Here is a 21,886-nt window from a genome sequence, read left to right as displayed (position 1 = left end):
TGTCGTCCTGCAAGGGACGGCCGAGATAGGGAGGACGCATTTAACCCGGCTGTTGGATAACGGCTGGTTGCAGGAAGTAATGAAAGGCTGGTATATTGCGGCCAGGCCGGGAACAGAGGGGGATACGACGGTCTGGTACACCTCATTCTGGTATTTTATTGCGAAATATGCGGCCGTCCGGCTGGGGGAACGGTGGTGTTTGACGGCCGACCAGTCGTTGGATCTGTATTCGGGGAAAACGACCGTGCCCGTACAGGTGGTTATCAAATCGCCGAAAGGCCATAACAACACGCAAAAGCTGATGTATGATACCTCGCTTTTGGTGTTTCAAAGCGAGATCCCGGATCAGGTATATAAAGAGCCGGAATACGGCCTTAATCTCTATCCGCTTGCCGAAGCCCTGGTATATACCACGCCGAGATATTTCCAGGTGGAGAAGATCGCAGCCCGCACCTGCCTGGCCATGATACGGGACGCTGCCGATATATTAAAGGTACTGACGAAAAACGGGGCTTCGCTTCGTGCCGGAAGAATAGCCGGGGCGTTCCGGAACATCGGGAACAGCGAAATCGCCGACAGCATCGTTTCCACGATGCGGGGGTTCGGGTATGACGTGAGAGAAGAAGATCCGTTCGAGGATCAGCCACGAACGCCCCTTGTTTATGAGGTGTCGCCTTACGTCACACGCTTGCGCCTGATGTGGGAGAACATGAGGGATAAGGTTGTAGAACTGTTTCCCGAAGCCCCTGGAAAGATTGATGACGTGGAGGGGTATTTGAGATCCGTCGATGAAAAGTATTCGGAGGACGCTTATCATTCTCTCTCGATCGAGGGATATAGGGTTTCCCCGGAACTGATCGAGAAAGTGCGTGTCGGGAACTGGAAGCCGGAGGAAGAAGATAAGGAGCATAAAAACGCACTGGTGGCACGTGGGTATTACCAGGCGTTCCAGGCTGTCAGGGGGACGATCGCCGATATACTGAAAGGAAAGAACGCAGGGGAAGCGGTAAGGGCGGATCATCCGGTCTGGTATATGCAGATGTGGATGCCGTTCGTTACGGTGGGGATCTTGCAAAGGGAGGATCTTGTGGGTTATCGTACCGGGCAGGTCTATATACGGGGATCGCAACATATCCCGTTGAACCCGAAAGCGGTCAGGGACGCTATGCCCGTCCTTTTCGATCTCTTGAAGAATGAGCCGCACCCGGCGGTAAGGGCTGTCTTGGGACACTTCTTTTTCGTGTATATTCACCCCTATATGGACGGGAACGGGAGAATGGGACGGTTCGTCTTGAACGCCATGCTTGCGTCTGGAGGCTATAACTGGACGGTTGTTCCGGTGGAGCGTAGAAAAGAATATATGAAAGCGTTGGAAAAGGCCAGCGTGGAGGGGGATATTTCGGAGTTTACGAAAGTAATCGCATCATTGGTCAAGTAATGATATTTATAATAATGACAATATGAAATCAACGGAATATATCGAATGGGATAAACTGGAGCAGATCCCGTTCTGCCTTTGCCGGATCGCGGAGGATGAAGAAAACCAGGAAATAGATGTTTATTATCTGGATAAACGGGTTTGCCATGATTACGATCATGTGGGGCATTATTTTCGTACTGCGATAATCATGTTTAGAAGGATCAGGAACATAACGGCCGATTGGGTGAACCTCAAAAACCTTTGGTTGCTAAGGGACTGTATCAGGGAGAATTTTAATCATGGCCTGGAGGTGGACGATCTGATCTTCGGGGAAACATTCGACGGTGAGGATCCGGAAACTATAAAGCCGCTAACCAAAGAACGGCTGTTCAAGATTAAAAAGGTGATTCAGGAAAAAGATCCATACGCTACCGTATAGGGGGGGAGTATATAAAAACAAAACCCTGGAGTTTGTCTTGCGACAGGGACAACAGGGGATTACTACGCAAATATAGGGAGTATATCTCGTTTATACAAGGATTTTATGGCTTTTCTGGATTGATTTTAAAAAGAATAGAGGCTTGTTCCCTGGAATGTAGTATTTACTACTTTTAGTATTTTAGTATATTAGTACGCTTTTCTTTTGGAGGATTTGGGCGTTCCCGTAAACGGTCGGGCTTTCCGCCTCCAAGTCCTCGCCTAAAGGCTGTGGGCTTTCCACTGCAATCCCTAACGCATGAATACACCCACCCACCCGATTAAGGTAGGCTATTTCCGGATAGAGCCGTTCGGTGAAGCCAGCCGGATAAAAGCCGCCTGACTTTTCACTGATCGGCACAATCCGGAAAGGAGTACCCGGAATGATCCTTGCCCGGCTGATGAGCGCAGGCACTCGTCGGCTGGGCAAGGAACATTCCTTGTCGGGCACTCCGGTAGCCGATTGTCGAACCCGGTTTTAAACCCCCTTTCAGGGGAGAGAGGTATTTTAGTTTTTCCGGCGTGGCCGCCTTGCGTTTACCTTGAGTTCCGAGGGGTTTTTGTCTGCAAAGGTCAAACGGCTTTTTCCATATCCCAAGTTGAGCCGCAAGCGGCTTTTAGAAAAAATCTCCAGCCTGGCTAAAGCCAGGTAGTATTTTTCCTAAAAAACTTGTGCTATGGAAAAAACCGTTTGGGGTGTTCTCATACAAAAACCCCTCGGAACTCAAGGTAAACGCAAGACGACCACACCGACAGCCCCGAAAAACCAAAATGGGGTTGTCTTGATACAAAAACATCGGAATCTTAGGCATCCGCAAGATTTGGGGGGGGGAGGGTGCGAGGTGGGGAGTTTACTATCGGAAAAAATCAGGTAGTAAATACTAAATTTAGTATATACTAAAATACTACTTTTGCATATAATTGTCTGATAAATAGTTAGTTAAATGTTGTTTAAATGCTTGCATATCTCAAATAAAAGTGCTATCTTAGAGGTATAGAAAAAGAGATAACAACCTTTAGAACTGGCTCACCCACCAGGATAAAGAACGGGGGACGTAGTTATGAAAACTGATTATTTCGACAAGGCAGCGCAACAGTTTGCAAATTTGATGATCGAGAAGATCCAGCAGGTAGAGGACAATTGGCAAAAGCCCTGGATCACCATTGCGGCGAATACACGCAATTTCTTTCCGCAGAACCTTACAGGACGCAGGTACGCCGGAGGCAACGCCTTTTTACTTCTTTTCCTTTGCGAGAAATTCCAGTACCAGACACCCGTATTTATGACATTCAACCAGGCGAAAGAGGCCGGGATCTCCGTGCTGAAAGGATCGAAATCGTTTCCGGTCTATTACTTCCTTTTCTACGTGTACCACAAGGAAACACGCAAGAAAATAACCTTTGAGGAATACAAGGCGTTAAGCCGGGAGCAGCAACAGGAATACAACGTTATACCGACCTATAAATATTACTCGGTCTTTAACCTGGATCAGACCAATTTTTCGGACGTGAGGCCGGAAGAATGGGAAGCGTTAAGGGAGAAGTTCAGAGGGGGACAGGCAGAGCAGCCCGACGGGACAACCGGAGAGGCGCACCCCGAAATAGACGCCATGCTGGAGGCGAAAAGCTGGTTTTGCCCGATACGGGAGCAGCAAGGCGACAGGGCTTTCTATTCTCCTTTAGCCGATTATATCGTAGTGCCGCTTCGCTCGCAGTTCGTCGATATGCAGAGCTTTTACGAAACGCTTCTGCATGAAATGGGACATTCCACGGGACACCCCACCCGATTGAACCGGGATCTTGCGCACCCGTTCGGATCAGAGGAATACGGCAAGGAGGAATTAACGGCCGAGTTCGCCGCAGCCCTGGCAGGAATGTTTTTCGGGATAGCCGAACATATACGCACTGAAAACGCAGCTTATCTGAAAAGCTGGATAAAGGCGATCCGGGAAGAACCCAAGTTCATTTTAAACGTACTGGCCGACGCTATGAAAATTGTCAAGATGATAGCCGGGAAACTGAATATCTCCGTAGAAAGCGAGGAAACGGCCGCAGATGAAGCGGAACAGGTGGCATGATACAAGGAAGATCCCCCGAAAGGGGGACAGCCTTTCGGGGTGAGTTCTTTTTGGCACTCGCCCCAAAAAGAACCAAAAAACGCTTTGCCGCTACACTCCGTTTCGCTTTCATAGCTCTGATAATGCGTTTTTTGATTGGATAGATATATATTTGTAGATAAAATAATGTAATATGAACAAACCGAAGATTATACAGATTATTGATGTTGTTTCCAATGCGATAGCCGGAAACCGTATCGACGAGGATTTTATAAAGAGTTGTATTTACGGAAAAGTGAATGCGGAACTGTATGCGCATCTTTTAGGCAAATACAGGGGGTATGACGGGGATTTCTTTCAGTTTTATTTGGGGACGGACGATCAGATAAACCGGGCTTTGCTGGAGAACCTGGGGATTAAGGTCGAACCCGACAAATATCCGGACTATAATAGCCGGATTGTTGCGCAGGTCGTCCAGGGAAAGAAAAGGTTTGATATTTATCCTTTCGAGGTGGAAGCCTTTAACAGATATGCCATGTTTGGCAATAATAATGCGCTTTCATGCCTGAAAGGGATTTCCCCGACAGCCGGGCAGACCGTCCGGGAAAACGGTATTAACGAGTATGGAAACGCCTTGAATTGGTCGCTGTTCTGGATAAAGGCAAATCCGGAGGACAAAGCCCTGTTAGTGGATCACGTTTTGAATATCCCCGAACGATGATAGCGGAATATTTCATTTACCGGAGAAAGGGGGATAAAGAGCCGTTTATCTCCCTGGGGGAAATGCCGCAGTATAGGTTAAGGCCGAAACAGAAGTTTACCGGGAAAAAACTTAAAATAGAGGTGATCCGCAGGCTTTCCGGTGTGGAAATCGAGCAGAAGGCCACCACTCCGCAGATAAACGCCTATATCGAGGCGAATATCTATGATACCGATCGTTGGCCGGAGTACCGGAAGTTATACCGACAGGTGGCCGGAGAGGTGGAAACCGTGGCCGACATCTTTACGCTCCAGTATATTTTAGTGGCCGAACTGGAGGATCAGACCAGGACGGGAAAGGACTGCCAGCCGCAGCCGACAGATCCGAAAGACGAGAGGCTGATACACCTAATCCGGTGCGAGCTTATGGGTGAACCCCTGGAAATGTACAAGACGATGATAAACCCGATCATCGCCTTAAAGAAACGTTTCGTTTGATACTACATCTACTAAAAATAGTAGATACTACTTTTAGTATTTTAGTTCGTGCGCTCAATCCTGGGAGAGAAACTAATCGGGATATTCATTGAGTTCCCGGTATGCCTTAGCTAACTCTTCTTTGGTGTGACGTTTGAACTTTTTACGGCTTATGATGAAAGGCAACCTCTGATCCATTTCATTCTCGTACTCGTCCAGGAGATGTTTACCCCTTCCGGTAAGGACGACATGGGTACGGTCGTCGGAAAAGTGGATCTCTTTTAAATCTTCCATTGTATCTAATATACGGAGGATGATTTTCTCGTAAATGGGGGTACGCAGTAACGGGTGTGCGAGCATGGGGGAATTGTATTTTATATCGAAATTCTCGATGATCTCCGTCTGCACTTCCTCTATATGCTTGGGAAGTGCTTTTCCCAGCGTGTAGTAAACAGCTATCTGAAAGTCTTTGTAATTTGGAAACATGGGCGTATATGGTTTATTGGGAACGTGGATATTTTTAATATTTCCGTTCCGGGATTCTTCGGCCGAAAGATAAAAAAATCTCTCGAATAATCTTTGGGATAGATGCGCTTTTTTTAGTAAATACTAAAAATAGTATTTTTGTAATGCGCATTACAGTAGTGTATTTTGTAAACGTAACGTGTACTTATTCAAGTATTTTAGTAAAATGGGTATCTTTTATATCCGGTTATACTAATATTAGTATTTTAGTATTTTTGTAATGTACATTACAAAAATATCCGTATCTTTGCATTCAGATTGAAAAACAAAAGGCTTATGATAACGACGATCCAGTTTAAGACGTTGGACGACTTGTATCAGTTTTACAACGACGCAATTTTTAACGGTGAGCTTTCGGAATGTATCGTGAATATGTCCCGTCACGGTGGGGCGTTCGGCTTTTTCGCCGCCAACCGTTGGAGAGGGGACGGGCAGGAAAAAAAGGTCGTTCACGAGATCAGCATCAACCCCGATTTTATGAACCGGGAAGATCGGGACTGGCATTCTACCCTGGTACATGAAATGTGCCATTTGTGGCAGGAGGATTTCGGCAGGCCGAGCCGGGGAGGGTATCATAATTCGCAATGGGCTGACAAGATGATCCAGGTCGGACTGATGCCGTCCGACACCGGGGAGGCCGGAGGCAAAAGGACAGGCCAGAGCATTACGCATTATATCATTCCGGGAGGGAAGTTCGAGCAGGTTTTCAATACGCTAAGCCGGGAGGATCTGCAAAACTTGCGGCTTAGGTACAAGCCGACTTTGGCGGCTGTACCTACCCGGCCGATCCGCATCGCCGGAGGCGACGGGGACGAAACGGAAGAACCGGAAGATCCGGACGAGGGGGAGAGCAAAAGCGGAAAGCGGAAGAAATACACCTGTGGGTGCGGCTGTAACGTGTGGGGAAAATCCGGGCTGGTGTTAAGGTGCGGACTGTGCGACACTGATTTTACGGAACAATAGGAAACAGTGCAAAGGTCAGAAGCCCCCAGTAAAAAACCCGCCGGAGGCAGATTTCAAGCATACTCGTTTTACTAAAATACTAAGATTAGTATAGACTTATCTTAGTATTTTAGTATTATTGTAATGTGCATTACAATATAGGGGTATATGAAAAAGTGGGGATGTCGTAATACGTCAATTCGCCCCACTTTTAAGGCTTGACGTGCAATAGCCGTCAGCCCCCAGACGGACGGGAACCACCCCGGCCGCACACAAATATAGAAAATCTTCTGGATTTAACCAAACAGGTCGGGATCTTTCTTTTTCCCCCTGGCCTTGATACCGAAATCCTCACGCAGCATCTTTGCCAGTGAATTTTGTGCGTGGGCTGTACTCATTTCACCGCTGCAAACCTTATCGTCGTAATATGCACAACGGTCGTACACGTCTTTCAGCCGTCCGCTTTCCAGGATCTTGTCGAGTGCCCTTACCGGGGTGTTGTCGCTCGGATAGCTTAAAGCACCGTAAACCCAACGGTAAACGAACGAGTATTGTTGTTGCTGGTCGCCTCGTAGTTCTTGGGGATTTCTCGCATGGATGAACAGGATAATCGTGTCGGCTTTCGGTTTTTGCCCCTTTTTAGGCGTTTTGCAGATGAATTTGTAATCGAACCATACATCGGCCTCGCTTTCCTTGATTCGTGTCTGTGCAGGCCTTAAAACCTTTTGGTCGATCTGTGCGTTCGAGTAGGAGGCCGGGATCTCCAGGTCTTTGCAGAATTGGTCGATCGAGTAATAATACTCCCGTCTGTCCCGTTGGCTGCAAATGATCTTGTAGAGCCGCTTGGTGTAATTGCCCCGGAGGGTTAAGGCGATGTTCTTCCCGTACCTTGTACCGCCGACACCCGTACCGTAGTAGAGCAGGAAAGGGATCGCCCAGGGGTTGAGCGTCAGGGCTACCCGGTTTGTGCCTTTGATGTTGTGTACCGTCGTTATCACCACCCCGAACGTTTCCACCGTCTGGTGGATATTGGGATGCACCCAGCGAAAGGAAAAGTTTTTCCGCATCATGGCGATAGCCTCTTTCAGAACTTTGCTCTTGTTGTTCTTCCCCCCGGCTTCGTCGCATTTGATCTCGACGACAGGCTGGTTAAAGAGGTCTTTAGGCAGTTGTTTTTCCCTGGTCATGTGTTGCTGGATCTGGTCGCTTATCAGCGTCAGGAGGTTTTCTTGCCACTCGGTCACAGAGTACTGGCCGAATGTTACGTTATTCGGCTGGATTAACATTACTTCTTCCTCCGTAGGAGGAATATAGAGGGTGATGTCGTTGGTCGCCATAGGCTTTTTTTTTGAGTTCGGGACAAAGTTAAAGAAATAAAAGATACCGCCAAAAAATACCAAGTATTTTTTATTGTAACCTTTAGTAAAATGGGTATTTATTGGAGGGGGTAATTTTAGTAAAATAAGTATTTTCCCCCTTCGGATTTTAGTAAAATGAGTATTTTAGGTTGTGTTTTTTCACTTATAACGATTTGTATTTCAGTTAATTATAAATGAAAAAACGCTTTCTTACAAAGAACCTCTACAAAGACTATTCTCACAAAGAAGGAAAATTTTAGGGAATCACAGGCTTCAAAAACGGCTGGAAAATGTGCATTTTGAAAACGGAAAATGAGAAACGGAGAAAAAATGAGCGAAGCGTTTCTTTAGTGCGATTTTTCCGCGCGTTAAAATGTGTGAAATTTTGTTTTTGTGTTGTAAAATCTAAGGTGATCGGAACGATTGCCGCCGTTTTACAAATGTACACTTTTTTGGGGGGCGGTGTACATTTGTAATGTGCATTTTGGGGGCTGGGTGTCTGATGTATTGGAGCGAAGCCGTGCGGAGCGTTCCAGGAGCGACGAGCGAAGCAAGGAGAGAGAGAACGACGGTTTACCAAAGTGAGCTAGCAGTCATTGGACTTAGTCCAATGCTGATTTTCTAAATCACTGATATATAACTGTTTACTTGTTTATATGTATGCGAATTGCATACATATTGCATACATTATTTTGATAATTCATTGAATTATAGTATATTGTAGCCGATATTTATGTATGCAAATCCCTATACGTGAAATTATGGCAACAACAAGTAAAGATACGTCTATCCGTATAAAGGAGAGTACAAGGTTTAGGCTTGATATGCTGAAAGGAAACAAATCGCACGATGCGTTCGTGGCCGAAATGTTACTCTATTTTGAAACAACGGGGATCACCCCGCAGTCGAATGTAATGCCGCCGAACATTGCGGCCAAAGAGCAGGCAAGCCGGGTGATCGAAGTTGTCCGGGGCATTGAGAAATCCACTAACGTAAGGCTGAAAAACATCGAACAACTCCTTTTGTCGCTTGTCGGGGAAGTGAAAACGCCGGGGGACAATCCGGACGAATATATGCACATCTCACAGGTACAGGAACTTTTGGAGCATTCCAAGCAACTGGAACAGGAAGCCAGGGAAAACCGGGAGAAGGCCGGGAAACTGCAAACGGATCTCGAAATAGCCCGGCAGGAGAAAGGAACTCCGGCCGTCGGATGCAATACGCACAAGATCCTGGAGATCGTGGAGCGTATCGACGAGGTGAAGAAGATACCGACATTCAACGATACGGTTTATGAGATAGACCGTAATACGCTGGATATGTGGGTGAAAAGGTTAAAGGACGAACTAAAGAGATAAGCCTATGTTTGCCAAAGTACACCCGGCCGAGGACGTGAAAAGCGGAAATACGGGAAGCTGTCACGACCTGGTGCGTTATCTGGAAAAGGAAACGGGGGAGGGACAGCGTTTTTTCTCCCATACGGAGCAGGATATTTCACCCGAACGGGTAATTATGGATATAGACGGGAACAAAAAGGCGTTAGGGGCTAACGACGCTAAATTCTTCATGCTTTCGCTCAATCCGTCGCAGTCGGAACAAATGCACCTTATCGGCCGGAAAGTGGACGATTTAAAGGAACTTACACCACAGGAGAAAAAAGAGGTTTTCCAAAAGCTGGAGGCGTTCACCCGTTCGGCTATGGATGAATACGCCTTGAACTTCGGACGGGACAATATTAGGGGAGGCCAGGATCTCATGTATTACGCACGTGTGGAAACGGAACGATCCTATCATCCGGAAGATGAAGAGGTGAAACAGGGGATCGCCAGGATCGGAGAGCCTAAACCCGGTCTGAACTTACACGTTCACGTAATCGTTTCACGCAAGAGCCTGGACGGGAAAGTGAAACTTTCTCCGGGGGCTAAATCGGCCGGGAACACCTGGGAACTGGAGGGCAGGGGGACGGTGAAACGGGGTTTTTCACATGAGGGCTGGAAAGTCAGGGTACAGGAATGTTTTAACCGGAAATTCGATTACCAGGCCAAAGAGGGGGAAACTTATGTACGTCCGCAGGTATCGGCCGAGATCGGGAAGATCACGAACCCGGAGCTTAAAAGGATATTGCAGGACGAGCAGTTTACGGCGGCAAACCAGATCGTCGCAGCCATGAGGGAACAAGGTTACACGCACCAGGTAAGGAAGGGGGTGCATTCCTTTTCACGGGAGGGTGAAGTGTTCCAGGTTGAACACAGGCTCTTGAAAGCGTTCGAACAACCTCTGTCAGACGAGCAGCTAAAAAGCATAACGGAACGTTTCGACTTGACAAAGTACGAGGCGAACCCGGCCGGGTACAGGGAGAACGGTTTGCAGGTAAAGGATATAAGTTTCTCGACGTATGTAAAAGATGAAGCACAGAAGGGGGAAAAGGCCTTGAAAGAGGTCGCTTATAAAGTGGTTTATGATGAACAAAACCATACGACGGTATCGTTCGCCACCGTCCGGCAGTTCGCATACGAGCATCAAATAAACCTGGTGAAAAGCGAACCGACGGCCGAAGCCGTCTTGAAGAAGATCAAGAACCCGGAGCTTAAAAACCTGTTGGAGAACTACCGTTTTACGTCCGCTAACCAGATTGTCGTAGCCATGAAAGAACAAGGCTACACGCATAAGGTACGGAAAGGGGTACATTCCTTTTCACGGGAGGGTGAACGGGTGAGCATACGGCACAAGGATCTGAAAAAATTCGCCGATCCGAAACTGGAGAGCCGCCACATGGAGGGCATTATCGAACGGTTTAACCTGTACAAGTACAAGCAGGAGGGCGTGGCCTACCGGGAAAACGGCCTGGAAGCCAAGAATATTTCTTTCCTGACATACCAGAAAGTGCCGATCGAGCCGGAAGAGGATAAAAGCGTGACCGGAAAGCCGGAAACAAAGGAGGAAGCGCAGCAGCCACAGCAGGAAACGCCGGGGAGCGAGGCACATCCGGAAGAAACGGAAAACGAAGCGGAAACGCCCATGCCTGAACCCGATCCGGTGAAATACAGGAAAGAGCTTAAAGAGGTGTCTTATGATGTACTGTTTGATAGGGAAACGAAAACCTATGTGCCGATTTCGGCGATCCGGAAATACGCATACGAGAATGAGATCAATCTGATAGACCGATACAAGCATGGGTACGCAGTCAGGAACGAGGATCTTAGGGAGTGCCTGGCAAATCCCGAATACCGGACGGTAAGGCAGATAAACAAGGCCATGAGGGAGAGGGGATATACGATCGAAAGGGACGAGGCCGGAAACTATACCTACATCAAGGGGGAAAGTTCTTTCTTTATGGAACGCCGGGATTTGCTTGCCTTTACCGGGTACGCCAAAGATACCGGAGGCCGGGAAAGGGGAACGCACCGAAGCGCAGACAAGACGGTCGGGTTTATCGGTGGTAAGGCCAAACAAAAGCTGATAAACGAGATCCTGGGGGATAGCTTCCGGACGGAAAGGATGCTTGTAGGCAACGTGAAAAAGGCCGTCAGCCTTATACAGAACCCGGCTAATATAAAAATGATGCTGATAAAACAGATCGGCAGTTTTCTAAACCCGTTTAAAGAGTTATGATATGATGATGTATATTATTATAGGGATCGCCTGCCTGGTGGGGATCATCGTTGTTGTGCTGTTGCTTCCAAATTCCGGGAAACAGCAGCAAAAAGGACAGAAATACCGTTTTGAACTGTCGGCCGGGGGAGGGAGGAAAATAACCTTTGCCGATCCGTTCGATAATTTCCTGGTCTATGGTGGGGCGAACTCCGGAAAGACCAAAAGCATAGGAAAGCCCTTGTTAAGCCAGTATATACAGGCCGGGTTTGCCGGATTTGTCTATAATTACAAGGATTTCGACCTGGCAAGGACAGCCGTACACCTGGTAAAAAAACATAATTACCCTTATGGGTGCTTCCAGATCAGTTTCACGGATATGGAACGGACGCACCGGACAAATCCGATACGTCCTTCCGTGGTGAAGAATGAAACCTTGTTCTTGCAGCTAATGGATGATATGCTGACCGCCTACCAGGGAAAGGACGGCAAACGGGACGAGTGGTTTAACGGGGCGTTGGGGATATTAAGGGGCGTTTCGATCCGGTTTTATAACGATTATCCGCAGTTTTGCACGATACCCCATATCGTTAATTTCATTTGTTCGGCCGGAACTGTCCGGATAACGTCGTTTCTGGAGGGCAAGCACCAGAGCCGGGTACTGGCCGGGGCATTCCTGGACGCAAAGGACAGCCCCAAGACGCAAAGCAGCTATCTAAGCAGCCTTACCAACAGTCTAAGCACGCTCGCCAACGAAAAAAAGGTGTGTTATGTCCTTTCCGGAAATGATTTCGACTTTAACCTGATAGATCCGGAATGTCCGAAATTGGTTGTCGTATCGAACGCCTATCAGATCGAAAACCTGATTTCCCCGGTTATATCGCTCATGCTTTCCATTTCGTCCCGGCGTTTCACGCTGGCGAACAAAGTGCCGTTCTTCTACTTCCTGGATGAAGCGACCACGTTCCGGATCGCCGATTTCGAGAAACTGCCGTCCGTTCTAAGGGAATACCTTTGCAGTTTCGTTTTCCTCACGCAGTCGGCGGCGAAGATCGAGAAGATATACGGGAAATATGACCGCAGTTCGATAGAATCCAATTTCGGGAACCAGTTCTTTGGCCGGACAAAGGACATAGAGGCCTTGAAAAGCTACCCGCTTGTTTTTGGAAAAGAGGAGAGGCAGAGGGTTTCAAAGACCACCGGAAGCAGCCGGGGAGGGGAGAACCGCAGCCGTACAGTTTCCACGCAGAAAGAGGAAATATACGACACGAATTTCTTTACCAGCCTGAAATCGGGCGAGTTCGTGGGGAGTGCGGCACATTCCAACATGAGGAACTTTCATTTGAGGTTTGAAATGTACGAGGACAAGGAAGATCCGCTTCTGATCGTGCATCCCGTACTGGCCTCGGATATAGAGGAAAATTACCAGCAGATCATAAGGGATATACAAGGCATTGAATAACAAGGGAAGTGTGGCGACATTCTACAAAGTGTGGGACAACTCCACACTTTTTTGTGGAATATAAAAAAGGGGTAAAATTATAAAAGTTTGATAATTAGTGTATTTATTAAAACAGTAGTGTATTATGTCAAATTGGAATGGATTTTGTACAATATAATTGTATAAATACACTCCAGTTTGAAACTCCAGTGCAATAGCAAAGGTTGTTTTTGGATTGGCCGGATAAGAATTTATTTACTTAAATACTTAAAAATAAACTCCTTATGAAAACGCCTTTGTTTATCTTGCTCCAGGCTACTGGAGGTATCAGAAATGAAGTAAACACATTCCTTAGTGATTATGCCGTTCCGGTGATCGCCATGCTCCTGATCGTGGGAGTGGGGATCGGTGTGGTGATGAATTATGATAAGATTATAGACCGGGACGGACAGGGAACAAGAAAAGAGGGTATTGTAAACTTACTCTGGGTAGTTGGTTACATCATCATCGGGCTTGCGATCATTGCAGCCGTTATCGCACTTATCAATAGCAAACTTAAAATGTCCCTCTAATGGACTTCCAGGTTAGAAAGGGGCTGGAAACACCCCTGAAAGTGCATGGAATGAGAACGAAGTTTTTTTGCATCTATTGTATTATCCTGGCTGTGATTGTTCTTTTTGTCGTGGGCTTCCTGACAAGTGCCATGAGTGGGGAGGGATCTTTTTTGGCCTTTATCGTTTCGCTGGTGGCCGGGGCGTTCGCCTCTGTGGTCTTGCGGATTGTCTTTATCAACCTTTCCATGCAGCGCAAGTTCGGCAAGTTCAAAAGACAGGTATTTGTCATATCGAATAAGGATCTGTTAAACAGCCTGTAAACACTCTTTTTATGAAAATATCGGCAGCGCAAGCGTACTGTATCTTGGATACGGTAGGATCTTCCATACTTACCAAATCCGGCGAAATATCCGTTTCCTACCTGTTGGAATTGCCGGAGGCCTATTCGCTGGATCGCTCGGATCTGGAGGAAAGGCATAACGAGTTATTCCGGGCTTTCCAGTATGTCCGAACCGGGTTTATACATAAGCAGGACGTGTTTTTACGCAGGAAATTCAAGCCGGAATATGTGATCGAGGGGGAGGGCTATATACAGACGGCCGAAAGGAAGTATTTCGACGGACGGGAATACCTGCATCACTTCTGCATATTGTCCTTTACGCTTTCGGGACTGCAAAGCCTTGAAAAAGCGTACCAGGCCAACCCGTTGGCGTATAGCGAGAAACTGGCGAAGGCAGACCGGGACAGGCTGGCCGAGTTTCTGGAATCGGTGGAGAGTGCAGTTTCCATTATCCGGAATATCCGTGGCACGCAGATCCGGCCGTTGAACGTGGCCGAGGTGAAACAGCACCTTTTTCGGTACGTGAACGGTTTCCATGACGACGAGGGACTAAGGGATATACAGTGTTCCGATATGATAAGGATCGGGCAGAAGAAAGGGATATTCTTTGCCGTTTGTGATGAAAGGTATCTGCCCGACAGGATGAAAGTATATGTTACGGACAGCACTTTGCAGGAGGCAAACAGCCAGCTTTATATGTCGATGCTGGAAAGGATCGGCGTTCATGTGCCCTGTTCCCATGTGGTAAACCAGATATGGAAATTCGCCGGGGGAAGCTACCGGGAGGAACTGGCCGAGAGGGTGAAGCTGTTCGGCCGTTACCGGGAGTTTGACAAGGCCATAAAAAGCCGTTATGACGGCCTGGCCTCGTATGAGCAGGAGATCATCAACGAGGAAAACGTGCTTTGCAAAACGCACCTGAACGTGTTGCTGTTGGAGGATGACGAAACGATCCTGAACCGACAGACGGAACAGGTAAAAATGATTTTCACGAACGCCGGGTTTAAATATTACATTCCAAGTTACGAGGGGCTTTATAATATCTTTATAGGCTCGATCATCGGCCGGGAAAACAACCTGAATCCGGACTACCTGTTTCTTTCGGATCTGCATTCGTCGCTCTGCATGGGGATCAATTACTCTACGTTCCGCAGCGACAAGGAGGGGATCTTGTTTAACGAACGGCTGTATCAAACACCGATTCGAAAGGACGTTTGGGACGCAGATAAGAAACGCATTCCGGCACGTAACATGATTATCGTCGCATCGACGGGTGGGGGAAAGTCGGTTACGTCGTTGAACATCATCCAGCAGAACATCGAGCAGAATTATAAACAGATCGTCGTCGAGTTCGGAAAGAGCTTTTACCAGCTTTCGCAGTTGTACCCGGACAGGTCGCTGCATATTGATTATGACGGCAGCAGCCCGTTGGGGATCAATCCGTTCTATACGGCCGGGAAGCAGCCGGACAACGAGAAGATAAAGACGCTTGTAAACCTGGTGCTTAAATTCTGGCGGTCTAAGGCGATCATGGAGGACACGAAACAAGTTGTTTCGCTGACAAAGATCATTTGCCGTTACTACGAGGATATTCCCGACGGCCATTGTTTCCCGGACTTTTACAGGTACGTCCAAAGAGAGGGGAAAAAACTGTATGAGCGTTTGAATATCCTGCCGGAATACTTCGATATAGACAGCTTCCTGCACGTGTGTTCGGAATTTATGCCGGGGGGATTTTATGAGAACGTGTGCAAGCCGTCCCCACTGGAGAACGATATGCAGAACCGGGATTTTATCGTCTTTGAACTGACGAAGATAAAGAAAGATCCGTTCCTGATTTCCGTCATTATGACAATCCTTTTCGATACGATAGAGAACAAGATCCTTTCGGATCGTTCCGTCAGGGGGATGCTGATCTTTGACGAGTACGCAGAAAGCCAGTCTATAAAGGACACCTTTTCAGGTGCGGACATACATTCGACGGTGGCGTTCTGTTACCAGAAACTCCGCAAGGAAAACGGGGCGGTGGGTACGATCGTCCAGTCATTGGCGCAGCTTCCCGATAACGAGTACACGAAAGGCATTATCGCCAATACGCAACTCTTATACGTGCTTCCGGCCAACGAGATCGTTTACGACCAGACGGTAGAGGCGTTCCATATCAAGAACCGGAGCCACGTAAACCTGATGAAGTCGATCCGTAACGACTTTTCAGGGGTACGGCCGTATTCGGAGATATTCATCCGGTTTATGGATAGTTATGCAACGGTGGTACGCCTGGAGCTTTCACCGGAAAAATTGCTTGCGTTCCAGACCGACGGCGAGAAATGGAACAAATTGCAGGAGATTTACAAGGAGGCCGGAAGCATGGAAACGGCCATAGAGAAGTATAAACAATTAAAACAGAAAAGTTATGAAACGGAAATGTCTATGTAGTTTGCTTGTGATGATGTGCTTTTACTGTACGGCGTTCGGCCAGTGGGTGGTGTCCGATCCGGCCTTGACGCAGCTATCGCAGATAACCTGGGCGAAAGAACTTAAACAGGCATACGAACAGTTTCAAGTGCTGGGGGAATCCAGGGACATATTGACTAAGAGCCTGGATCTGTACCGGCAGGTGAACGGGGTTATCAAAAACTCCAAAATGGTGTTGCAGGTGCTTTCCATGCAGGGGGAAATGTTGGAACTGGCGGCGAAAGAGTGCACCCGGTCGGACGTGTTTACCGGACAGGAGGCATACGGGGAATATACGAACGTGCTGAACAAGATCATGGAGGAAAGCGTGCTTTCCTTTGACCTGATCCGGACGATCATATCGCCCTCGGTGAGCATGACCGACGGGGAGAGGATAAAGATTATCGTGGATCTGGATAACAAGCTGAAAGAGAACCGGGACAAGATGCTCGACGAGAGAGCGAGGTTTAATACGGTCAATGACGCTATAAAGCGGATCGCAGCCCTGAAATCAACAGCCAAGAAGTGAGCCTATGGAAGTGATCGACAATGTGATTAGCGCATACGAGGCCGTCAAGATGAACGGCGTCAGCCAGGGGATCATCGCCCTTTGTTCCTTTATCGCCGTTATCATCGTGATACAAAAGTTCGTGACGGCCTGGAAAGAGGCCTTTAGCGAGGGGGACAAGCCCGTCGATATGAAACAGTTCTTCAAACTGTTCTATGTCTATATTTATGTGTTCGCCATTATCATGGTCGCACCGTTCGCCTTTACGATCGTGGAAACGGCACTTGGGAATATTCAGAACGAATTGATAAGCCGTTATCAGGAGGACGTGGATCTAAGCATTGACGAGGCGATCGCAACCTTTACAAAGGACTATATCGAGGACGTACAAAGGCGGCATAACTGGGTAGGGCAGCAGATTCAGGAGGTTATCATGCTGCCGTTCAATATTGCGGCTTATACGATACTCCTGTACGCAACGAAATATATATTTTTCTTCTTTGCGTCAGCCCGGTATCTGTATCTTATACTCCTGGAAATCGTCACGCCGATAGCCGTAATACTCTACATGGACGAGAAAACGAGGCATTATACGCACGCATACCTGAAAAACCTGTTTGTCTGTTACATGACGATCCCGGCGTTCCTGATAGCCAACGCCCTGGGGTCTATCATTGCGGAGAATATCATGCACATGTGCGGACAGAACAAATATACCATGCTGGGACTTCTTTTCGCTTTCGTGTTCAAACTTTTCCTGTTTGCCAAAAGCGTGAAATTTTGTCGTGAACTGTTTTAAATCCTGATCTTATGAATAAAGACGATATACTGAAAGATTTTGATACACTGGCCGAGGCCAAGCGCAAAGGAGCGGTAAACTTAAAATTGTGCCTGGGCTTTGCCCTGGTGGTGGTTGTCCTGGTGCTGGCCTGGGGACTGGTGGTGAATTTTACGGCACTGGATAAGGTGGTCGTGGTGGAGCGATCCGGCGAGTACCTGAAAACGCACGCCGAGGATAGCGAGGCTCTGTTTCTTGCCCTGGTGAAAAAGACGTGCGCCGAGGCGACCGGGTACGCTAACAGCTTCGATCGCCTGAACCTGAAAAAAAATCAGGCGCACGCCGCTTTTTATGTCAATAAGAACGATCTGAACGCCGTGTTCTCAAAGTATTATAATGATAAGGCCTATTTTGATGCGGTGCAGAACGGGGCGGTCTATAAATGCGAGATAGACAGCATCCAGACGATCGCCGGGGACAATGAGCCGTACAAGGTGGCTTTCACTTCCACCCTGACGATTTACGGCGTTTCGGGGCAGAAGCTAAGGTTTCTTATCAGGACGAAAGGGGAGATCGTGAGAACCACGCCGCAATTTCCGGAAAACGTGACGGGATTTTTCTTTAACCAGTTTATACAGCAGATTGTCCGGATAGAACAAGAACCTGAAAAAAAGTAACACTATGGATAAGGCCACGAAAACAAAAATAATCCTGTTCGCATCCCTGGGGATCTTCGTGCTGGTGGTGCTGGCCGTTACGCTGGCACTGACCGGGAAAGGGGACAACCGGGAAGAGGACGGGAGCGTGAACACTTCGCTTAGGGCACAGCAGCAAAGCGATTTTACCCTGGACGATATGATGAATACGGACGGACGGCCGGAGTACGAGAATTTTACCGATGAAGTGTACCGGGAACGTTCGGGAGCTATGTACCGGGAAGATCCGGAAGTGATAGCCTTGCAGGAACAGTTAAGGCAGAACCAGAGAGCCGACAGTCTGAAAGCGGCCGCAGCCATGAAACGGAGAACGGCGAAAGCCCGGCCGAAAAAGGAAACGCCGAAGAAGGAAGAGCCTGAAAGGACAGTAGGACGTTTCTTTTCGGGGGAAGAACCGGAGAACAAGGGGAACACGATAGAGGCCATTGTGTCGGGCGACCAGAAGATCACGAACGGGAGCGTGATAAAACTTGTCACGCTCCAGGAAATGCAACTGCCCGGCGGCATGGTGATTAACAAGGGGACGGCCGTTTTCGGGGTGGTGAAGCTCGCACAGGACAGGATCAATATAACGGTTGAATCCGTCCGGATCGGGAACAGCATCTATGAGATGCAAAAGACCGTGTACGACAGGGACGGACTGCCCGGTATATATGTACCCTTGAACATCAAGGCGGAAGCGACAAAGGAGGCGGCCGACGAGGTGGTTAGCGATATGAACGTTACCTCTTACGGGACGGACGTCCTAAGTACGGGGGTTAATGCGGTGAGCAATGCGGCAAAGAGCGTGTTCCGGAAGAAGAACAACCAGGTCGTTGTCACCGTGAAGTCGAACTATAAACTATATCTGAAATGAAAGCTATTTGTTCTTTTATCCTGGCGTTGGCCGTTTCCTCGGCCGGGGCGCAGATCCGCCCGGTGGAAAGCCTGCCTATCGCAGTGAATTATTCCAAGACGATACATCTTGTATTCCCCTCGGCCGTGAAGTATAACCAGGCCGTTACGGACTTCGTGGCCGTCGATAACCCGGAGAGCGTGCCTAATATCTTGCGCATAAAGGCCAACCGGAAAAGTTTCAGCAAGCAGACGACCGTCAGCGTGGCGACCGAGGGAGGTTTTTTCTATTCGTTTAACGTGGCCTATGCCGACAGCCTGGAGCATACGAACTATTTCCTGCCCGATATGTCGAGCATACGGCCGGACACTATCTATCTGAATGAGGTGTCGCAAACGCACCTGATCGCACCGGAAAAGGTGATTTATATAGATTACGGCGATACCTGCATACAGGTAAGCAAGGCCGAGAATACCGAGAATATCGTGCGAATGATCGCAGCCACGGGAAAGGTGGAGGAATTTCCCAGGCAGACAAACGTGTCGCTGGCGACCGAAGGGGGGAAGTTCTACACGTTCAACGTGGATTATCGGCAGGAGCCGGAGGCGTTCGTCTATGAGATAGGGGAGAAACGGCCGGAGAAAAAGGCGAACGTGATCCTGACCGACAACATTATCCCGGCCGGGGAAAGGGATCAGGTCATGAGCCGGGTGTATAACGCAAAAAGGGGGATATTCAACAAGGGGATCGTTCGCAACAAGATCGTTTTCTCCGTGAACAACCTGCATATATATGATAACTTGCTCCTGTTTACCTTTGAGATCGAGAACAAAAGCAAACTGCCTTATGATATAGATTATATCCGGTATTACATCATCGACAAGAAAACGGCCAAGCTGACCGCATCCCAGGAAGTGGATCAGCAGGCTTTGTTCTCGGAGAATTATTCGCCCAGGATAGAGGGGAACGGCCGGATGAAATACGTGATCGCTTTCGATAAGTTCACCATTCCGGACGAGAAAGTTTTCCGTATCGAGATTAACGAGAAGAACGGAGGCCGTCACGTTCTTTTTGACCTGGAGAACAGCGACATCGTGAATGTGGAGGATATTTAGCCTTGCGATCCTTGCGCTGATCCCTGTCGGCCGGGTGGGGGCGCAGGACAAACGTTCGCTGATCGTGGAGGTGTTGCAGACCGCAGGGGATTACGGGGACATCGCCCCGGTGTGGGGGATCGTCCAAAAGGACGGGGATATTTACCGTTTCGTCCCCTCTGTCGCACCCCTGAAAGAGAAATACCGGATCTCCGACCGTTACGGCTACCGGACGCATCCGATAAGCGGTGAAAGGCAGTTTCACGCAGGCCTGGATATGGCGGCGGTGTATGCGGCTACCGTACACGCCGCAGCCAGTGGGACGGTGACGTTCGCAGGTGAAACACCCGGATATGGGAAAACGGTAGTCGTTACGCACCGTTTCGGATTTCAGACCAGATACGCACACCTGACACTCATTTACACCCGGAAAGGTGCGGAGGTGGAAAAGGGGGACGTGATCGGGTTCGTGGGAAGCACCGGGATAAGTACCGGGAATCATTTGCATTATGAGGTGATAAAAAACCAAAAGAGAATAAACCCTTTAAATTTCATTTATGGAACTAAGTAATGAATTGAAAGTAGAAAGGATCAGGCTAAGCCTGACGGCGAAAAGCGTTGCCGAGGAAATGGGGATCAGCCGCCAGCAGCTTTGCAACATCGAGCAGTCGGAAACCGCCCCCGTGGTGGTGAAATACATCGCTTTTCTAAGGAGCAAAGGGGTGGATCTGAACGCTCTGTTTGACCGTATTATCGTGAACAAATAAAATAAATCGTATGAGAAAATTAGTTACCGCCTTGTGCGCTTTGGTCTTTTTGTCGTCTTGCGACGACGAACTGAAACTTGTCAGCCGGGATTTTTCCGTGACGCTGAAAAGTATAGACGGCAATACGGCCGTAGTGGGGAAGCCCGTTAATTGCACCCTTACGATCTCGGATCTCGATCCGGACAACGGGGATCAGATATTGACACGCTTTGAGGTCAGGGACGGGGACGGCGTTATCCTGGTGGATAACAACGAATACAGCCCCGGAGAAACGTTTGAATATGATTTCAAGGCAAACAATCGGCTGGATTTCGATTTTATCCCGGCAACCGAGGGAGAGGCGTATATCGTCATGGGGGTAGCCAGCGAACTGGTGACACGATCCGACAGCATCAAGCTGAAAGTTTCCAGCCCGGAGATAAACATACGTTTCCAGAACGTGCCGGATCTTATGCTGGTATCGGAGGAAGCGGAATTTTATTTGCAGCTTGATACGGAACTTTACGGGGTGAAAGCGTCGGCCAGGTTCGTAAAGGGAAGCGGCCGGGTGTATATTTCCGGGTATGATGCGACAAGGGGCGAGGGCGTGGCACTGGAAAAAAACAACCTGGTGACGTTCCGGCCGGATGCGACCGGGCAGGCGGTGATCGAGTTTACCGTTTCAAGCCGTTACGGTCTGCCAGTGAAAGAGAATGTAACGATACAAGTAAATCAATGAGGTTATGAGAAAAATTGCCGTATTATCGCTCTTTTTGTGCCTGGTGGCCGTGTGCAGGGCACAATATATCGGAAGCCAGTATATGAACGTGAAGCTGGGCTATATCGTGGATGAAAGTCAGGTGCAGGGGACGTT

General features: G+C 48.4%; 23 protein-coding genes. 20 read left to right on the top strand and 3 right to left on the bottom strand.

Features of this window, described 5'->3' with window-relative positions:
• Both NBH15_RS27175 and NBH15_RS27170 read left to right on the top strand, forming a co-directional pair.
• On the top strand, nucleotides 1-1,438 hold a 1,438-nt coding region (locus NBH15_RS27175; protein WP_149978648.1), incomplete at its 5' end, for a Fic family protein.
• Nucleotides 1,439-1,460: 22 nt separating this feature from the next.
• Nucleotides 1,461-1,859, top strand: a complete 399-nt coding sequence (locus NBH15_RS27170; RefSeq protein WP_005648588.1) for a hypothetical protein — start codon at nucleotides 1,461-1,463, stop codon at nucleotides 1,857-1,859.
• Nucleotides 1,860-2,039: 180 nt separating this feature from the next.
• Here the strand turns inward: NBH15_RS27170 and NBH15_RS27165 are convergent, their stop codons facing one another.
• The gene (locus NBH15_RS27165) at nucleotides 2,040-2,327 is read right to left on the bottom strand and encodes a hypothetical protein (RefSeq protein WP_250824050.1); all 288 of its coding nucleotides are present in this window, start codon (nucleotides 2,325-2,327) and stop codon (nucleotides 2,040-2,042) included.
• A 631-nt stretch (nucleotides 2,328-2,958) separates the two neighbouring features.
• Between NBH15_RS27165 and NBH15_RS27160 the strand changes: the two genes are divergently transcribed.
• From NBH15_RS27160 to NBH15_RS27150, 3 genes are all read left to right on the top strand, one after another.
• The gene (locus tag NBH15_RS27160; RefSeq protein ID WP_005648576.1) at nucleotides 2,959-3,975 is read left to right on the top strand and encodes an ArdC family protein; all 1,017 of its coding nucleotides are present in this window, start codon (nucleotides 2,959-2,961) and stop codon (nucleotides 3,973-3,975) included.
• Nucleotides 3,976-4,147: 172 nt separating this feature from the next.
• Entirely contained in the window at nucleotides 4,148-4,675 is a 528-nt protein-coding gene (locus NBH15_RS27155) for a hypothetical protein (RefSeq protein ID WP_250824049.1), read from the top strand.
• Complete coding sequence (locus NBH15_RS27150) at nucleotides 4,672-5,151, top strand: hypothetical protein (RefSeq protein ID WP_122298748.1); 480 nt, start codon at nucleotides 4,672-4,674, stop codon at nucleotides 5,149-5,151. Before NBH15_RS27155 ends, NBH15_RS27150 begins: the two co-directional genes overlap by 4 nt.
• Before the next feature lie 72 nt (nucleotides 5,152-5,223).
• Here the strand turns inward: NBH15_RS27150 and NBH15_RS27145 are convergent, their stop codons facing one another.
• On the bottom strand, nucleotides 5,224-5,616 hold the full coding sequence (locus tag NBH15_RS27145) for a hypothetical protein (RefSeq protein ID WP_122298751.1): 393 nt from the start codon (nucleotides 5,614-5,616) through the stop codon (nucleotides 5,224-5,226).
• Between the two features lie 315 nt (nucleotides 5,617-5,931).
• Between NBH15_RS27145 and NBH15_RS27140 the strand changes: the two genes are divergently transcribed.
• Nucleotides 5,932-6,618, top strand: coding sequence for a SprT-like domain-containing protein (locus NBH15_RS27140; protein WP_118024033.1), 687 nt, complete (start codon nucleotides 5,932-5,934; stop codon nucleotides 6,616-6,618).
• 275 nt (nucleotides 6,619-6,893) lie between these two features.
• Here NBH15_RS27140 and NBH15_RS27135 read toward each other — a convergent pair whose 3' ends face one another.
• Complete coding sequence (locus NBH15_RS27135) at nucleotides 6,894-7,934, bottom strand: replication initiation protein (RefSeq protein ID WP_005648610.1); 1,041 nt, start codon at nucleotides 7,932-7,934, stop codon at nucleotides 6,894-6,896.
• 782 nt (nucleotides 7,935-8,716) lie between these two features.
• On the opposite strand from NBH15_RS27135, the gene NBH15_RS27130 reads away from it, so the two are divergent.
• The 14 genes from NBH15_RS27130 (at nucleotide 8,717) to NBH15_RS27065 (ending at nucleotide 21,751) form a co-directional block, all read left to right on the top strand.
• Nucleotides 8,717-9,313 carry a BfmA/BtgA family mobilization protein gene (locus tag NBH15_RS27130; protein ID WP_229036266.1) on the top strand — a complete coding sequence of 199 codons (597 nt, stop codon included), beginning with the start codon at nucleotides 8,717-8,719 and terminating at the stop codon, nucleotides 9,311-9,313.
• 4 nt (nucleotides 9,314-9,317) lie between these two features.
• A complete protein-coding gene (locus NBH15_RS27125; RefSeq protein ID WP_195210020.1) occupies nucleotides 9,318-11,567 on the top strand; it encodes a DUF5712 family protein in 2,250 nt (749 codons plus the stop codon).
• A gap of 1 nt (nucleotide 11,568) precedes the next feature.
• Nucleotides 11,569-13,008 (top strand): type IV secretory system conjugative DNA transfer family protein, encoded by a 1,440-nt coding sequence (locus tag NBH15_RS27120; RefSeq protein ID WP_118024031.1) that lies wholly within the window; start codon nucleotides 11,569-11,571, stop codon nucleotides 13,006-13,008.
• Nucleotides 13,009-13,271: 263 nt separating this feature from the next.
• Complete coding sequence (locus NBH15_RS27115) at nucleotides 13,272-13,559, top strand: hypothetical protein (protein ID WP_005842194.1); 288 nt, start codon at nucleotides 13,272-13,274, stop codon at nucleotides 13,557-13,559.
• A 50-nt stretch (nucleotides 13,560-13,609) separates the two neighbouring features.
• On the top strand, nucleotides 13,610-13,861 hold the full coding sequence (locus tag NBH15_RS27110; RefSeq protein WP_195582147.1) for a hypothetical protein: 252 nt from the start codon (nucleotides 13,610-13,612) through the stop codon (nucleotides 13,859-13,861).
• Nucleotides 13,862-13,872: 11 nt separating this feature from the next.
• Nucleotides 13,873-16,317 carry a VirB4 family type IV secretion system protein gene (locus NBH15_RS27105; protein ID WP_005842190.1) on the top strand — a complete coding sequence of 815 codons (2,445 nt, stop codon included), beginning with the start codon at nucleotides 13,873-13,875 and terminating at the stop codon, nucleotides 16,315-16,317.
• A complete protein-coding gene (locus NBH15_RS27100; protein ID WP_007659504.1) occupies nucleotides 16,295-16,864 on the top strand; it encodes a lipase chaperone in 570 nt (189 codons plus the stop codon). The genes NBH15_RS27105 and NBH15_RS27100 overlap by 23 nt, the downstream gene beginning before the upstream one ends.
• A 4-nt stretch (nucleotides 16,865-16,868) precedes the next feature.
• Nucleotides 16,869-17,642 carry a hypothetical protein gene (locus NBH15_RS27095; protein ID WP_117873826.1) on the top strand — a complete coding sequence of 258 codons (774 nt, stop codon included), beginning with the start codon at nucleotides 16,869-16,871 and terminating at the stop codon, nucleotides 17,640-17,642.
• An 11-nt stretch (nucleotides 17,643-17,653) separates the two neighbouring features.
• Nucleotides 17,654-18,298: a hypothetical protein gene (locus tag NBH15_RS27090; RefSeq protein ID WP_005842183.1), complete on the top strand. Its 645-nt coding sequence runs from the start codon at nucleotides 17,654-17,656 to the stop codon at nucleotides 18,296-18,298.
• Nucleotides 18,299-18,302: 4 nt separating this feature from the next.
• A complete protein-coding gene (traM, locus tag NBH15_RS27085; RefSeq protein ID WP_005842181.1) occupies nucleotides 18,303-19,193 on the top strand; it encodes a conjugative transposon protein TraM in 891 nt (296 codons plus the stop codon).
• Nucleotides 19,190-20,287: a conjugative transposon protein TraN gene (gene traN, locus NBH15_RS27080; RefSeq protein ID WP_215721361.1), complete on the top strand. Its 1,098-nt coding sequence runs from the start codon at nucleotides 19,190-19,192 to the stop codon at nucleotides 20,285-20,287. Before traM ends, traN begins: the two co-directional genes overlap by 4 nt.
• The gene (locus NBH15_RS27075; protein ID WP_117873829.1) at nucleotides 20,271-20,837 is read left to right on the top strand and encodes a M23 family metallopeptidase; all 567 of its coding nucleotides are present in this window, start codon (nucleotides 20,271-20,273) and stop codon (nucleotides 20,835-20,837) included. The genes traN and NBH15_RS27075 overlap by 17 nt, the downstream gene beginning before the upstream one ends.
• Nucleotides 20,824-21,033, top strand: coding sequence for a helix-turn-helix transcriptional regulator (locus tag NBH15_RS27070; protein ID WP_005842174.1), 210 nt, complete (start codon nucleotides 20,824-20,826; stop codon nucleotides 21,031-21,033). Before NBH15_RS27075 ends, NBH15_RS27070 begins: the two co-directional genes overlap by 14 nt.
• Before the next feature lie 10 nt (nucleotides 21,034-21,043).
• On the top strand, nucleotides 21,044-21,751 hold the full coding sequence (locus tag NBH15_RS27065; RefSeq protein WP_118024029.1) for a hypothetical protein: 708 nt from the start codon (nucleotides 21,044-21,046) through the stop codon (nucleotides 21,749-21,751).
• Nucleotides 21,752-21,886: the final 135 nt, after the last annotated feature.

Source organism: Parabacteroides caeci (assembly GCF_023656795.1).
Taxonomy (GTDB): Bacteria; Bacteroidota; Bacteroidia; order Bacteroidales; family Tannerellaceae; genus Parabacteroides; species Parabacteroides segnis.
The sequence above is the reverse complement of the archived record's forward strand: the minus strand, read 5'-3'. Positions and strand labels throughout refer to the sequence as shown.

Coding starts and splice junctions, on each gene's coding strand:
- NBH15_RS27125 (WP_195210020.1), top strand. CDS start 9,318: ATGTTTGCCAAAGTACACCCGGCCGAGGACGTGAAAAGCGGAAATACG.
- traN (WP_215721361.1), top strand. CDS start 19,190: ATGAAAGCTATTTGTTCTTTTATCCTGGCGTTGGCCGTTTCCTCGGCC.
- NBH15_RS27145 (WP_122298751.1), bottom strand. CDS start 5,616: ATGTTTCCAAATTACAAAGACTTTCAGATAGCTGTTTACTACACGCTG.
- NBH15_RS27095 (WP_117873826.1), top strand. CDS start 16,869: ATGGAAGTGATCGACAATGTGATTAGCGCATACGAGGCCGTCAAGATG.
- NBH15_RS27065 (WP_118024029.1), top strand. CDS start 21,044: ATGAGAAAATTAGTTACCGCCTTGTGCGCTTTGGTCTTTTTGTCGTCT.
- NBH15_RS27140 (WP_118024033.1), top strand. CDS start 5,932: ATGATAACGACGATCCAGTTTAAGACGTTGGACGACTTGTATCAGTTT.
- NBH15_RS27120 (WP_118024031.1), top strand. CDS start 11,569: ATGATGATGTATATTATTATAGGGATCGCCTGCCTGGTGGGGATCATC.
- NBH15_RS27115 (WP_005842194.1), top strand. CDS start 13,272: ATGAAAACGCCTTTGTTTATCTTGCTCCAGGCTACTGGAGGTATCAGA.
- NBH15_RS27075 (WP_117873829.1), top strand. CDS start 20,271: ATGTGGAGGATATTTAGCCTTGCGATCCTTGCGCTGATCCCTGTCGGC.
- NBH15_RS27090 (WP_005842183.1), top strand. CDS start 17,654: ATGAATAAAGACGATATACTGAAAGATTTTGATACACTGGCCGAGGCC.
- NBH15_RS27130 (WP_229036266.1), top strand. CDS start 8,717: ATGGCAACAACAAGTAAAGATACGTCTATCCGTATAAAGGAGAGTACA.
- NBH15_RS27150 (WP_122298748.1), top strand. CDS start 4,672: ATGATAGCGGAATATTTCATTTACCGGAGAAAGGGGGATAAAGAGCCG.
- NBH15_RS27070 (WP_005842174.1), top strand. CDS start 20,824: ATGGAACTAAGTAATGAATTGAAAGTAGAAAGGATCAGGCTAAGCCTG.
- traM (WP_005842181.1), top strand. CDS start 18,303: ATGGATAAGGCCACGAAAACAAAAATAATCCTGTTCGCATCCCTGGGG.
- NBH15_RS27155 (WP_250824049.1), top strand. CDS start 4,148: ATGAACAAACCGAAGATTATACAGATTATTGATGTTGTTTCCAATGCG.
- NBH15_RS27105 (WP_005842190.1), top strand. CDS start 13,873: ATGAAAATATCGGCAGCGCAAGCGTACTGTATCTTGGATACGGTAGGA.
- NBH15_RS27135 (WP_005648610.1), bottom strand. CDS start 7,934: ATGGCGACCAACGACATCACCCTCTATATTCCTCCTACGGAGGAAGAA.
- NBH15_RS27110 (WP_195582147.1), top strand. CDS start 13,610: ATGAGAACGAAGTTTTTTTGCATCTATTGTATTATCCTGGCTGTGATT.
- NBH15_RS27100 (WP_007659504.1), top strand. CDS start 16,295: ATGAAACGGAAATGTCTATGTAGTTTGCTTGTGATGATGTGCTTTTAC.
- NBH15_RS27160 (WP_005648576.1), top strand. CDS start 2,959: ATGAAAACTGATTATTTCGACAAGGCAGCGCAACAGTTTGCAAATTTG.
- NBH15_RS27170 (WP_005648588.1), top strand. CDS start 1,461: ATGAAATCAACGGAATATATCGAATGGGATAAACTGGAGCAGATCCCG.